Consider the following 14345-nt stretch of genomic DNA (forward strand, 5'->3'; position numbering starts at 1 on the left):
TTTTTATTTTTTCAACTATCTTATCTATATTTTTTCTTATAGCTGCATCTACTTGACTACCTACTATTACTAATTCTTGAGGAAGTCCATTAGCTGTACCCATACCTTTTATTGTAATTTCTTCCTTATCATTAGGTGCAGAAGTAGCAATTATTTTTAATTTTTCAGCAGAAGTTTCTCCTATAACTATGCTATATTGTTCTTTTATAAATTCTATTATATCATTATCAAAATTATCTCCAGCTATTTTTATAGATTCAGATTTTGAAGCTCCACCTGAAGCTACAAAAGCTATTTCAGTAGTTCCAGCTCCTACATTAACTATTAAATGTCCCTTAGGTTCAAAAATATCTATACCTGCTCCTACTGCTGAAACTATAGGTTCTTCTATTAAATAAACATCATTTATTCCTATATCACTAACAACATTAAAAAAAGATCTTTTTTCTACTTGTGTAACCCCACTTGGTACACATACTATTGCCTTACCTTGTAAAATTGAATTTTTACTTATCTTTGCAAGATATCCTTCAAGCATTGTCACTGTCATTTCATAATTAGAAATTACCCCATTTTTTAGTGGTCTTATAATTTCTATAAAATTAGGTTTTCTCCCTGCTATCTTTTTTGCATTATTTCCTATTTTATCTACTACTTCTGTTTTTATATTTCTTGATACATAAGTTGGTTCATCAACAACTATACCTTCATCTTTTACATAAATTATTGTATTAGCTGTACCTAAGTCTATACCAAATTGTTTATAAACTTTAGATTTTAAAATCTTATTCTTAATTTGTTTGAATTGCTTAAATATCTTCATTTTTTTCCCCTTTATATATTTATTTTATATCCACTATCATCTAAAATACCATTATTTTTTAATTCTTCATTCAATCTTGAAGCCCTATTAAAGCCTATTTTAAGTTCCCTTTGTAGCATTGAAATTGAAACTTTATCTTCTGTTTTTTCAACTATTTCTAAGGCTTTAATATAATATGGATCTTGTGTTTCTTCATCTTCTTTTGCTTCTAGAATATCCATATTATAGTTTACTGTTGTTTTAGATTTAAGAACTGTTGTTAGATTAAGAACTTCTTCATCAGAAATATATGCACCTTGTATTCTTTCTAATTTTGAACTTCCATTTTCAAGTAAAAGCATATCTCCCTTACCTAGTAATTTTTCTGCTCCTATTTGATCAAGAATTGTTCTTGAATCTATTTGTGATCTTAAGGCAAATGAAATTCTACTTGGTAAATTTGCTTTTATCATACCTGTTATTACATCTGTTGATGGTCTTTGAGTTGCAACAATTAAATGTATTCCAACTGCCCTAGCTTTTTGTGCAATTCTAGCTATAGATGTTTCTACACTATTAGCAGATACCATCATTAAATCTGCTAATTCATCTATGATAATTACTATATATGGCATTTTATAATTTGGCATCATTTTATTATATGACTTAATATTTCTTATACCAACTTCAGCTAATCTCTTATATCTATCTTCCATTTCAGAAACTGCCCATTTCAACGCTATTGCTGCTTGTTCTGGGTCTATTATCACTGGAACTAATAAATGTGGTATTCCATTATATGGCATAAGTTCTACCATCTTAGGATCAACTAGAATGAATTTAACTTCGTCTGGACTTTTTTTTGAAATTAATGTTGACACTATTGTATTTATTGCAACACTTTTTCCTGAACCTGTTTGTCCTGCTATTAATAAATGTGGCATTTTTGCTATATCTATTATTTTATCTTTACCTACTATATTTTTTCCTAACACTACACTTAATTCTCCATTTTCTAGATCCTTATCATGTATCAAATTTGAAAAATATACATTTTCTTTAATTTTATTAGGTGTTTCTATACCAATAGTTGCCTTCCCAGGTATAGGTGCTTCAAATCTTACACTTTCTGCTTCTAAGTACATCGATATTTCATCTGATAATTGAGTTACTTTATTTACTCTAACTCCTGTAGGTATCGTTATTTCATATCTTGTAATTGTAGGTCCTGTAGCATAATCAACCACTTTTGCGTCTACTCCAAACTCCTTAAGTACCTTTTCAAGTTTTCTAATATTTTCATTTATTTCTTTTTTCATCTTTATTTTTTCTTGTTCATCAACTTTTCTATAAACAAAGACTTCCTCTATAGATTTTTTTAAATCATCATCTATTATATTAGGTTTTACTTCTTCTTCTTTTTCTTCCTTTTCTTCTTTTATCTCTTGAACTTTAATAGGTATTTTCTCTTCTTGTATTATAGGTTCTTCTTTTACTTTTTCTTTTTCTAATTCTTCATTTCTTTTTTCTAAATCTTCCTTTTGTCTTATCTTATTTTGTTCTCTAATATATTCATCCCATCTTTTTTGTTGTTCTTCTAATTCTTCTTTTGAATAATATTCTGTCTTTGAAAAATATCCTTGTTTTGGTTTTTGAGCTATTTTTTTATCAAAACTTTCTTTTGATAAGGTAATTATAGTATTTTTTATTTTGTTTTCTCTTTCCTTATTCAAAAGCTCCCTTTCTTCTTCTTCTATTTTTTTCTTAGCTTCTAATATTTGCTTTTTTTTAAAATATTCTTCAGAATGATAGTATTTATATGTTTCAATTATTAAATTTAATAATAATTTTACAATTTTTGAAAAACTAATACATAAGAATATAAATGAAAGAATTAATAGAATAAGCTTATATACCATCAAATTTGAAAGCTTATATGTCGGTATTGAAATAATAGCCCCCACTATTCCTCCACCTTTTTTTAAAAAAGCATATTCTAACAATTTTTGACCTGCATCTATTATACTATTTTCTCCACTAACATCTATTCCCATTATTGTTGAAAATGAAGCTAATAAAAGGAAAAAAATTAAATAACTCACTTCTTTAATCGTAGCAACAGATATATCTAATATTTTTTGTAATATGTAAATAAATAAAGTAAAAACTAATAACCAATAAAGATTTCCAAATATGACATGGAAAAATGCATTTATACTTAAAAATAGATAGTTTAAGAAGCCTTCATTAACTTTAAGATAAGATTTGAATATTTCAGAACTTATCAGAATTAATATTAAAATAGAGGCTAAAACTATTTGAGCTATATTTATTTGATTTTTTCTCTTATTTTTCTTTATTCTTTTTTCATTCAATGTTAATTTCTTTTTCACAATTTCATCCTTTTATAATACAGTATTTCGCTTATATATTTTAGCATAAAATTATATTTTTTTAAATGCTAGTCAATTTTGATTTTTTTATTTTTTTATTACTATAGTTTACAATTCATTTGATTTTTTTTTATTTATACATTATACTATAGATAAGTATCGGACACGACGATACTTAAAACTTTTTTTTATAATTATAAAAGCAAATTTTTCAGAATGGAGGTTATTATGAAAAAATTAGCAATATTAGCTTTAGCTATCTCTGCTTGTTCATTCGCATGGGAAGCAAATGTTAAGTTTGGTTACGATTTCTATAGAGGAACTCAAATTGAAAAACAAAAACATCAAAAAGGTGACATGGGTTGGATTTTAGGTGCAGAAGTTTTACCATACAATAAAGGTATTGTTGAAATAGGTGGTGGATTTGAATATAATTTTGCAACAACAACAGCAAGATTTAATTTACCTAATGTTAATGCAAGTGCTACTCAAACACATAGCCATTTTGCTCCAATATATGCTCTAGCAAAGGTTAATTTATTCAGAACAAAAGACAATAACTCATCTATCTATTCATTAGCAAGATTAGGTGGAGTAGTTTATGGTAATGAAGCTAAGAAAAGTCAAGGTGGAGTTTACTATGGTTTAGGATTAGGTCTTGATGCAGGTCCTTTCCTTGTAGAAGGTATATATGATGGTGCATATAGACCAAAAGAAGCTGGAGTTACAAATGGTAGAAAAGGTGATTTCGTACACAAAGCAGGTATAAGACTTGGATTTAGATTTGGTGATTATAAGATTGCTAAACCTATCGTAGTTGAAGAAGCTCCAAAAGAAGAAGTTAAACCTGAAGTTAGACCTATCGTAGTTGAAGCTCCAAAACCAGTTGTAGTTGAAAAAGTGGTTGAAAAACCTGTTGAAAAGATTGTTGAAAAACCAGTCGAAAAAATCGTTGAAAGAATAATTGAAAAACCAGTTATTGTTGAAAAAATTGTTGAAAAACCGGTTATCGTTGAAAAAATCGTTGAAAAACCAGTTGAAAAGATTGTTGAAAAACCAGTTATAGTTGAAACAGCAAAAGAAACTAAGAAGAAAAAAGGATTCTTACACGCTTTATGTGATAAGGATGCTAAGAAATGTGTAATTCATGGTTACAATGTTGATGGTAAGAAACCAAGACCTGAACAATTCAAGAATATTTCTGAAATAGTAAATCTATTAAATGATTTCGCTAAATCTGGAACTATTGATATAGTTGGACATACAGATTCTACAGCTTCTGATGCTTATAACCAAAGATTATCAGTTGAAAGAGCTAAAGGTATGTTAGAATTATTGAAAAAAGCTGGATTAAAGAAAGAATACAAGATTAATTCAGTTACTGGTAAAGGTGAAAAAGAACCTATGGCTACTAACAAGACAAAAGACGGAAGATATGAAAATAGACGTGTTGAATTGTTATTCAGTAATTTCGAAAAATAACTAAATGAATAAGGTACATTTTTGTACCTTATTTTTTTATTGCTTTTTTCTTTTAAATATGCTATTATAGTTTATAATACCGAAACGGTCCTCTAGTTTTTTTACTATGAACGTTTTATAATGAAGGGAGTGTATATTTTTTGAAAGAAAGATTAATCGAACTTGTAGAAAAGAAATATCTTAAACCAGATGTAACAAAAGAAATGTTTAAAGCTGGAGATACAATTTCTGTTTACTACAAAGTTGTTGAAGGAAATAAAGAAAGAATTCAAGTATTCGAAGGAATAGTAATTAGAATTTCTGGTGCTGGTATAGCAAAAAATTTCACTGTAAGAAAAGTTTCTTCAGGTATAGGAGTTGAGAGAATTATACCTTTAAATTCTCCATCTATTGAAAAGATTGAAGTTAAGAGAGTCGGAAAAGTAAGAAGATCTAGACTTTACTATTTAAGAAATCTTTCAGGTAAGGCTGCTCGTATAAAAGAAATTAGAAATAAATAAAAAATCTAGGTTAAACCTAGATTTTTTTTATTTTTTAATCTAACGGAACTCCAGCTGGTAAATCCATATCACTTTGCATTTTTAATAATTTTTCATAATATTTTGCCAAACCTCCTGTTGAGGTTTCTCTATATCCTGCTCTCAAATCTTTACCTGTTTCAGCCATTGTTTTTATAACATCATCAAAACTTATTATATGATCTGGTTCTATAGACATAACATAATTTGCAACATTAAAAGCTTTAACAGCAAAAATAGCATTTCTTTCTATACAAGGCACAATTACATAACCTCCTATAGGATCACAAGTCATACCTAAAGCATGTTCCATACCTGCTTCAGCTGCATATTCTATATGACTTACATCACCGCCCAAAAAATATGTTGCCATTGCTGCTGCCATAGAACAAGCTGAGCCTATTTCTGCTTGACAACCACCTTCTGCTCCTGACACAGTAGCATTTTTTTTAATGACTGCTGCTACTAAACCAGCTATAGCTAAACCTTTAATAGCTCTTTTTCTATCTATATTGAACTCTTCAACCATAGAAACTAAAACTGCTGGAACTACTCCACAAGCTCCACAAGTTGGAGCTGTTACAACTTGACCTGCACTTGCATTTTCTTCTGTTGTAGCAAGAGCATAGGCAAATAATTTTTTAGTTAATCTCATAGATTCTGGAGCTACCTTAACTTTTTCATACATACTTTTAGCTTTTCTTTTAAATCTTAATTTTGCTGGCAATAAACCTTCTTTTTGTATTCCTCTTTTAATACAACTAAACATAGCATCATAAATTTCATCTAAATATGGCCATATATTTTTTTCATATTTATCAACATATTCCCAAAGCTCCCTTTTATTTTCTTTGCACCACTTAACTATATCAGTCATATTTTGTAAATTATATGGTTCTTTAAGAGTAGTTTCATCAACTTTACCATTTTTTAATTCTCTTATAGAGCCTCCACCAATAGAGAAAAATTCCATACAACCTATCTGTTCTTTTTTTTCATTAAGAGCTTCTATTTTCAAATAATTTGTATGATATGGATGAATAAAAGTAGGATTCCAAATTATTTCTGTATGCTTAGGTTCAAAAGTTTTTGCTATTATCCAGTCTGTCATATGACCCTTACCTGTAGCTGCTAAACTACCGCATAAATGTACTCTATAGCTTGTAGCTTGTGGATATTTTTCTTTAACTTTTTTTGCTGCTCTCTCTGGTCCCATAGTATGAGATGAAGATGGACCACATCCTATTTTAAATACTTCTTTTAAACTTTCCAAAAAAACCTCTCCTTTTATTTATATATACCATTATACCATTAAAATTTTATAAATAATATAAAAGGCTAGAAAAATTCCTAGCCATAACAATTTTAGGGTTTAAAAGGGTGTGATATAAATATATCGCAGTTATATTTACAATTTAATTATAACCATTTTAAAAAATTTGTCAATAGTTTAGTTATTTTACTTTTTTTTATTTTCTTTTTCTATTTTATCTATAGCTTTTCGAATATTTAACAATGCTTGAAATACTTGTTCTTTTTTCCTTGTTTTTAAGCCACAATCTGGATTTATCCAAATATTTTTCCCTACATATTTTAATATTTCTTTTTCTATTTCCATAACACTAGGTATTCTTTGAGAATGAACATCATACACACCTAAACCTAAAGTAAAATTCAGCTTTTTATCAAATATTTGTTGGGATTTTTTAGCCTCTATTAAAAAGATATCTACATTCAATAAATTTAATATTGAAAAATCTATTTTACTATAACAAATATGAGATAAAATAACTGTTCTTTTTCTTATGCCTTTTATTGTATTTCTAAAAGCTTTTACTGCTATTTTCACATATTCTTTTTTATTTTGATCTTTTAAAGGCAACTTTTCAAGTAAAGCTGGTTCATCTATTTGTATATATTTAATTCCCAAATTTTCTGCTTCTTTTATCTCTATATTTAAAATTGAAGCTAATTCATCTTTTAATTCTTTTTCATATTTAGGTTCGTAATATGACCAAGCTAAAATAGTATTAGGTCCTGTTAGAATAGCTTTTATCTCTTTAGTAGTTAAACTTTTAGTATATTTCAACCATTTTTTTAATATACTACCCTTTCTACTTATTTTACCAAAAATAATAGGTGGCTTTGTACATCTTGTTCCATATGATTGAACCCACGAATTTTCTCCTATTAAAAAGCCATTTAAATTATTTGCGAAATATTCTACCATATCTGCTCTTTCAAATTCACCATGAACTAAAATATCTAATCCTACAGCCTCTTGTAATTTTATGCAAGATTTTATTTCTTCCTTTATATATTCTTCATATTTAATTCTAGAAATATTTCCTTTCTTATATTCTCTTCTTATATCTCTTAATTCTTGACTTTGGGGAAAAGAACCAACGGTAGAAAAAATTAAATTTTTTTGTTCTTTTTTCTTTTTCATCTTAAAATTAATCTTTGTATTTTTTAATTTTTCTTTTTTTGGTTCAAAATTTGAGCCAAGTCCCTGCATTTTAGAAATTTCAACTAATTCTTTTACCTTCTCTTTTGCAAAAGCTAAATTTTTAAATTTTTCATTTTTCTCATTTTTTATACTATAGGGTATATATTTAAGAGAAGCTGTTGTTGATAAAACAACTCTTTCACAATATTTTTGTATATATTTTATTTTAGAATATACCTCATTTTTATTAGTTTTAAAAACTGTTTGCGAATCAATTAGACCCATATGTATTTGAAATTTATTAAGTTCATTCAAGAAAAAATAGTTTTGTTCTCCATTAACAAAATCTAAACCTAAAGCATCTATATTCATATTTTTTATCTGCTCTATGTTAAGACAAATATCAGAAAAATATGTCTGAAGTAAAACTTTTGCCTTATCTTTATTTTTTAAAATTTTAGAATAAACTTGAGCTATATTTTCAATTTTTTTGCAAACAAAAATAGGTTCTTCTATTTGAATTAAACTAACATTTAATTTTTTTAATTCTTCTATTAATTCTATATACTTGTCTATAAGTCCTGGGATATATTTCTCTCCCATACAATCTAATAAAGTAAATATTCCCAAAATATTTACCTTTGCTTTAATTCCAAGTTCATTAGCTAAAGAAAGCTCTTTTTTTATTTTAGTCATATTTAATTTTAACTCTACACTAGCATCGTATTTGGGAACAATATAGTGATAATTAGTATTAAACCATTTCTTCATAGCTAACTCGTCTGCTAAAGCAAAATAAAGTTCATATTTATCTTCATACTTTTCTAAATATTTCTTAGGTATTATATTAAATAGAATTGCTGTATCCAAAACTTTGTCATAATAGCTAAAATCATTTATGGAAATATATGTTACTCCACTTTCTTTTTGATAATCAAGCTGATTTGCATATACCTTCATACTTTCTTTTTCTAATTCAAAAGAAGTTATCTCTTTTCTTTTATATCTTTCAACTAAAAATTTTATTTCTCTATTTTCTCCTATACTTGGATAAGCTACAATGGCAGTTTTCATTTATCTCCTTTTTTGAATACAAAAGCCACATAATTAATATCATCTTTTAAGCTAGAAAATGTCTTTCTCATCTTAAAGAATTGTTCTCTATTTTCTTTTTTTAAACCATTAAATACTATTTTTAGCATATTAAAAAATCCTTCATCCTTTAACATACCTTTAGGTGTCATAAGAGTTAATTTGCCATGTTTTTCACTAGAAAACTCATAACCACATTTTTCAAATAATTTTTTCCAATTAGCTATAGTCATAGGTGAAACATTTATATTTATTCCTTCTGACAATTTCTTTTTAACTTCATTTTCGTGAGTTATAATAGCAACATCATGTGTTAAAACAAGACCACCTTTTTTTAAAACTCTCATATATTCCTTTAGTGCCTTCTCTTTTGTAACATCTGGTAGCATTGTTAGCATAGCTTCATTTATGATATAGTCAAAAGTTTCATCTTCATAAGGTAATTTTATAGCATTTGCTTTTTTTACCTCAACATTTTTTATACCTTCTTTTTCAAATTTTTCATTTGCTTCTTCTATAAGTTTAGCATCTAAGTCTATGCCATAAAATTTTGCTTTAGGATTTTGCTTAGCCAAAATTGATAAATTAAGGCCATTATTACAAGCAACTTCTAATAATTTTGTATTTTCATTTAATTTTAATTTTTCAATTAAAAAATCTGTAGCTTCTTTTCCTCCAGGTCTTAATCTTTTTTTACCTAGTCTTCTTAAAAATATATGCCCCATTTCTTTATTCATATTTATACACCACCATTAAAAGCATTTTAAATTTTGTTATTGCAGCAACACTATGAGGTACATTACTTGGCATTATTATACTTTGACCTTTTTGTACTTCAAATTCTTCAGATCCAATAACTATTTTAGCCTTTCCATCTAATATTTGAACTATTGCATCACCACTTGTTTTATGTGTTGAAATTTCTTCATTTTCATCAAAAGAAAAAAGTGTAATTGATTTTTGTTTATCTTGAACTATAGTTTTTGAAATAATAGCATTTTTTGTATATTCTACTTCTTTTGTAAAATCTAAAACACAAGACATTTTTACATTCTTCACTACTGACATTTTTTTACCTTCCTTTACATATTTTATACATTGGGCAACTAAGACAAGCTGCCTTTGTTTTTAACTCTTTCACCTTATTAGGATTTATTCCCTTGTATCTTTTAAATAAAAGGCTAAATCTACTATTTGAATTATACCCAACATTCTTTGCTATATTTGACAAAGATAAATTGGTTTTTAATATTAAATTTTCTGCAACATTTATTCTTTTTCTTTGTATATATTCCGTTATGCTCATATTAAATTTTTCTTTAAACTTATTTTTCAATTTTGTTCCACTCATAAGTGCAATATTTTCTAATAATTTTTGTGTAATTTGTTTGTTATAATTTTCTTGAATATAGTATCCAACATTCTGAATAGCTTTTTCATCATATTCTGCCATTTGTATTTCTTTATTGGTTTCGTATGTTTTCATACTTAATTCAAACCACTCTTTAACTTTTTCGTCTATTTCTTCTTTTGTTAGGCTATTAGATAATATTTCTTTTGAAATATAATTCACTCTTTTAGTTATTATTTCTCTAGTTTCAAAAATTAATTTATATAATTTTTTTTCATTTAAATCTGAATTTTTTTCTAATATACTATTTATATATTTTTTCTTAAATTTTATTCCAACACAAAGAAGAGGTCTTTGACCATATATGATATAATGCGGGCTTTTTATTTCAGTTTTTATCAAAAAAATACTATTAGAACTCAAACATTGATAAGGTTCTATCCAAGCTCCTTCACCATTTATGATATAATTAGAAATAATCGAAATTTCTCCATCATTAAATTTTTCATGTACTACAGCATCTTTTTTTACATATACATCTGTTATATCCAACACATAACTATCAGTTTCATATAACCAATATATCCCATAAAAATTTTCATTATTTATTCTATAGGATCTTCCAGCATTTGAGTATTTATGACAAAATTCCAATAATTTCAAATCATATAATTCTTTAACCTTTTCTTCATATTTTTTCATAATAACTCCTATCTCAATTAGACACATATCAGATACTACATTGTACTATAATTTAAAAAATAGTACAATATTTTTATCTAATTACGATAAGGAGACTAATTTTTATGTTTAAAGTATATAAAAAAATACTTACTTATGTTCCTAATGAAAAATATTTGGCTTTTATCAGTATGTTAATATCCTTCTTTTCTGGTTTTTTTACAGTTACTGCCTACTTCTTCATGTATAAATTTTTTGCTAGTATTATTTACACAAAAAATAGTCATTTAACAAAGTTATTTTCTTTCTATATTGCTCTTTTCTTAGTTTTAGCTTCCTTTGCTCAATTTTTTGCAAATATAGTCTCACATAAATTAGCATTTCGTGTTGAAACAAACTTAAGAAAAAGAGGTATCGATATATTAAGTCAAGCAAGTTTTAACTTTTTCAATCAAAATATGTCAGGAAATATTAGAAAAACTATAGATGATAATGCAACTCAAACACATGCAATTATCGCTCATTTAATCCCTGATAATGCTAATGCATTTATTACTCCTATTTTACTTTTAGGTCTTGCCTTCTATATTCACTATAGCTTAGGGCTTGTATTAATTTTTTTGATAATTATAACAATGTTTTTTGTAAAAAAAATGTTAGGTAAGAAAAAATTTATGACCTCTTATCAAGAAGCTTTAGATGACATGAGTGGAAAAACTGTTGAATACATTCGTGCCATGCAAGTAAATAAAATTTTTGGTTTAGATATCCATTCATTTAAAGCACTAAATAAAGCAATTAATTCTTATTCTAGTAATGCTTTAAAATATGCTAAAAGTAGTAAAATTCCTTTTGTAATTTTTCAATTAGCATATTTTGGACTTCCTTGCTTTATAATTATTGTTATAAATATTTTTAAATTACAAAATTATCTTTTAAATTCTTTTTTTCTAATATTTTTATCTGGTGCCTTATACCTTGTTATGCTTAGAATTATGTATGTTTTTATGTATTCAAATAAAGGTATGTATGCAATAGAACAATTAGAAAAACTATTTGCAAAAATGGAAAAAGAAAAATTGACTTTTGGTAAAATTGAAACTTTTTCAAAAGCTAATATAGAATTTAAAAATGTTTCTTTTTCTTATACTGATAATTTAATCTTGGATAATCTAAGCTTTTTTTTAGAAGAAAATAAGACCTATGCCTTTATTGGTGCTTCAGGTGCAGGAAAATCTACAATAGCTAAATTACTTTCTGGCTTTTACAATATTTCATCTGGTAATATTTTAATAGATAATATAGATATTTCAGAATATTCAAAATCTTGTTTAACAAAAAATATTTCCTTTGTTTTTCAAAACCCTAAATTATTTAATAATTTAAGCATCTTCGATAATGTACATATTGCTAATAAAAATGCAAGTAAAGAAGAAGTATTAACTGCCCTATATCAGGCTGGTTGCAAAAATATTTTAGATAAGTTAGAAAATAAAGAAAATACTATTATAGGTTCTTGTGGTATACATCTATCTAGCGGAGAAATACAAAGAATAGCAATAGCTAGAGCTTTTTTAAAAAATTCAAAAATTTTAATTTTAGATGAAGCTAGTTCTTCACTTGATGCTGATAATGAGTATGAATTGAAACTTATTATTCAAAAATTATTTAAGAATAAGACGGTAATCATTATTGCACATAAATTAACAAGTATTTCTAATGTCGATAAAATTTTCGTTATAGAAAATGGAAAAATTATTGAAAGTGGAACACATTCTAAATTAATGACAGAAAATAAAAGATACAAACATTATTTATCTTTATATAAAAAAGCAAATGAATGGAGGGTTAACGATGAGAAATTGGATAAATAAGACTTTTGCATTAAATAATAAAAGTTCTAATAATATATTGATAGCTATTTTTTACTCTCTACTCGTAAATATTTTTAGTGGATCAGGTGTTTTACTATTATTACTTTTTTTCTACAAAAAATTAGATAAAATTTCATACATTTTTCTTGCTATACTTATTCTAATAATTCTTGCTATTTCACTAGGGCTTGAATATAACAAATTATACTATATTACATATAATGAAAGTGCAAATCTTCGTATAAAAATAGGAAATCAATTAAAAAATTTACCTCTTTCATATTTTTCTAAACATGATTTGTCTGACCTAGCCCAAACTATAATGAGTGATATTGCAAAAATGGAACATGCTATAAGCCATGCTTTAGCTCAAACTATTGCTTTTGTACTTTTCTTTATTCTAGTTTCTATAGCAATGCTTTATTTTAATTTTTATTTAGCTATGGCTATTATAATCCCATTTATAATCAATATTTTGATTCTATTTTTAACAAAAAAAGTACAAATAAAAAGCAATACCAAATATTACAAAATACTTAGAAAGAACTCAGAATCTTTTCAAGAAAATATTGAACTCCAACAAGAAATACAAAGTTTAAACTTAGAAAAAGAAATGAAAGAAAAATTATACATACAAATGGATGAAACTGAAAAAATACATTTTGAGGTTGAAAGTTTCATAACAGCTCTTTTATCCCTTATTAATCTTTTATTCTACATTGAAATAGGTGTTTTAATTCTAATTGGTTCATACTTATTTTATACAAATAAAATTAGTTTAATAAGTTTAATTTCTTTCTTATTAATCTCTTTAAAATTAAATGAAGGAAGTCTTGCAAGTACACTTAATATAACTGAACTATTCTATATTGATGCTAGAGTTAAAAGACTAAAAGAAATTATTAATTATCCTACACAAAAAGGAAAAGATATAACTTTGAAATCTTTTGATATACAGCTTACTAATGTTTCATTTTCTTATGAAAACGAACAAATATTAAAAGATATCAATTTCGTTGTAAAGCAAAATGAAATAACTGCCTTAGTTGGTAAATCAGGTTCTGGAAAATCAACTTTGCTCAAGTTAATTTCTAGATTAGAAGACTATAATTCTGGAAAAATATGTATAGATAAAATAGATATTAAAGATATATCAACAGCTTCTTTATTTAAAAATATTTCTATTGTTTTTCAAGATGTTATACTTTTTAATGATACTATATTAGAAAACATTAGAGTTGGTAATTTAAATGCTAGTGATGAAGAAGTAATCAAAGCTGCACAAAAAGCTTGTTGTGATGAATTTGTTGAAAAATTACCAAATAAATATAACACCCTAATCGGTGAAAATGGTACTTCTTTATCTAGTGGGCAAAGACAAAGAATCTCTATAGCTAGAGCCTTTCTTAAAAATGCAAAAATTTTACTTTTAGATGAAATTTCATCTTCTCTTGATGTAGATAATGAAATACAAATTCAAAAAAGTTTACAAAATTTAGTAAAAGAAAAGACTGTAATAGTTATTTCACATAGAATAAAATCAATAGAAAATGTGGATAAAATAGTTGTAATTGATGAAGGAAAAGTTTGTGACAGTGGAACACACAATGAACTTTTAAACCGTTGTAAAATTTACAAAGATTTAGTCACTAAAAGTGAATTAGGTGATAATTTTATATTTTAAAAAAAAGGTGAGTTATATT

General features: G+C 26.1%; 11 protein-coding genes. 4 read left to right on the forward strand and 7 right to left on the reverse strand.

Going from position 1 to position 14345, the window contains the following annotated elements:
* On the reverse strand, nucleotides 1–823 hold an 823-nt coding region (locus tag AWT65_RS05225), incomplete at its 3' end, for a rod shape-determining protein (RefSeq protein WP_066729990.1).
* Between the two features lie 11 nt (nucleotides 824–834).
* Nucleotides 835–3195, reverse strand: coding sequence for a DNA translocase FtsK (locus AWT65_RS05230; RefSeq protein ID WP_232292793.1), 2361 nt, complete (start codon nucleotides 3193–3195; stop codon nucleotides 835–837).
* 228 nt (nucleotides 3196–3423) lie between these two features.
* Here AWT65_RS05230 and AWT65_RS06640 point away from each other — a divergent pair, with 228 nt between their 5' ends.
* Together AWT65_RS06640 and rplS are read left to right on the forward strand one after the other, a co-directional pair.
* Nucleotides 3424–4677, forward strand: coding sequence for an OmpA family protein (locus tag AWT65_RS06640; protein ID WP_066729991.1), 1254 nt, complete (start codon nucleotides 3424–3426; stop codon nucleotides 4675–4677).
* A 140-nt stretch (nucleotides 4678–4817) separates the two neighbouring features.
* Nucleotides 4818–5177, forward strand: coding sequence for a 50S ribosomal protein L19 (rplS, locus tag AWT65_RS05240; RefSeq protein WP_066729992.1), 360 nt, complete (start codon nucleotides 4818–4820; stop codon nucleotides 5175–5177).
* A gap of 34 nt (nucleotides 5178–5211) precedes the next feature.
* Here the strand turns inward: rplS and AWT65_RS05245 are convergent, their stop codons facing one another.
* The 5 genes from AWT65_RS05245 to AWT65_RS05265 form a co-directional block, all read right to left on the reverse strand.
* On the reverse strand, nucleotides 5212–6468 hold the full coding sequence (locus tag AWT65_RS05245; RefSeq protein ID WP_066729993.1) for an L-serine ammonia-lyase, iron-sulfur-dependent, subunit alpha: 1257 nt from the start codon (nucleotides 6466–6468) through the stop codon (nucleotides 5212–5214).
* Nucleotides 6469–6654: 186 nt separating this feature from the next.
* Nucleotides 6655–8718 (reverse strand): hypothetical protein, encoded by a 2064-nt coding sequence (locus AWT65_RS05250; protein ID WP_066729994.1) that lies wholly within the window; start codon nucleotides 8716–8718, stop codon nucleotides 6655–6657.
* Nucleotides 8715–9473 (reverse strand): class I SAM-dependent methyltransferase, encoded by a 759-nt coding sequence (locus AWT65_RS05255; protein WP_066729995.1) that lies wholly within the window; start codon nucleotides 9471–9473, stop codon nucleotides 8715–8717. The genes AWT65_RS05250 and AWT65_RS05255 overlap by 4 nt, the downstream gene beginning before the upstream one ends.
* A complete protein-coding gene (locus tag AWT65_RS05260; RefSeq protein ID WP_066729996.1) occupies nucleotides 9466–9804 on the reverse strand; it encodes a cupin domain-containing protein in 339 nt (112 codons plus the stop codon). Before AWT65_RS05260 ends, AWT65_RS05255 begins: the two co-directional genes overlap by 8 nt.
* Before the next feature lie 4 nt (nucleotides 9805–9808).
* A complete protein-coding gene (locus AWT65_RS05265; protein WP_066729997.1) occupies nucleotides 9809–10789 on the reverse strand; it encodes a helix-turn-helix transcriptional regulator in 981 nt (326 codons plus the stop codon).
* A 104-nt stretch (nucleotides 10790–10893) separates the two neighbouring features.
* Here AWT65_RS05265 and AWT65_RS05270 point away from each other — a divergent pair, with 104 nt between their 5' ends.
* Both AWT65_RS05270 and AWT65_RS05275 read left to right on the forward strand, forming a co-directional pair.
* Nucleotides 10894–12642: an ABC transporter ATP-binding protein gene (locus tag AWT65_RS05270; protein ID WP_066729998.1), complete on the forward strand. Its 1749-nt coding sequence runs from the start codon at nucleotides 10894–10896 to the stop codon at nucleotides 12640–12642.
* Complete coding sequence (locus tag AWT65_RS05275; RefSeq protein WP_198142956.1) at nucleotides 12623–14326, forward strand: ABC transporter ATP-binding protein; 1704 nt, start codon at nucleotides 12623–12625, stop codon at nucleotides 14324–14326. The genes AWT65_RS05270 and AWT65_RS05275 overlap by 20 nt, the downstream gene beginning before the upstream one ends.
* The last annotated feature ends 19 nt before the right edge of the window (nucleotides 14327–14345 follow it).

Origin of the sequence: Sneathia sanguinegens, from assembly GCF_001517935.1 — a bacterium.
In the GTDB taxonomy this organism is placed as follows: domain Bacteria; phylum Fusobacteriota; class Fusobacteriia; order Fusobacteriales; family Leptotrichiaceae; genus Sneathia; species Sneathia sanguinegens.

What these genes read in the sequence shown, in the direction of transcription:
- AWT65_RS05265 (WP_066729997.1), bottom strand. Translation starts at nt 10,789, where the DNA reads ATGAAAAAATATGAAGAAAAGGTTAAAGAATTATATGATTTGAAATTA.
- AWT65_RS05270 (WP_066729998.1), top strand. Translation starts at nt 10,894, where the DNA reads ATGTTTAAAGTATATAAAAAAATACTTACTTATGTTCCTAATGAAAAA.
- AWT65_RS05260 (WP_066729996.1), bottom strand. Translation starts at nt 9,804, where the DNA reads ATGTCAGTAGTGAAGAATGTAAAAATGTCTTGTGTTTTAGATTTTACA.
- AWT65_RS05250 (WP_066729994.1), bottom strand. Translation starts at nt 8,718, where the DNA reads ATGAAAACTGCCATTGTAGCTTATCCAAGTATAGGAGAAAATAGAGAA.
- AWT65_RS06640 (WP_066729991.1), top strand. Translation starts at nt 3,424, where the DNA reads ATGAAAAAATTAGCAATATTAGCTTTAGCTATCTCTGCTTGTTCATTC.
- AWT65_RS05275 (WP_198142956.1), top strand. Translation starts at nt 12,623, where the DNA reads ATGAGAAATTGGATAAATAAGACTTTTGCATTAAATAATAAAAGTTCT.
- AWT65_RS05255 (WP_066729995.1), bottom strand. Translation starts at nt 9,473, where the DNA reads ATGAATAAAGAAATGGGGCATATATTTTTAAGAAGACTAGGTAAAAAA.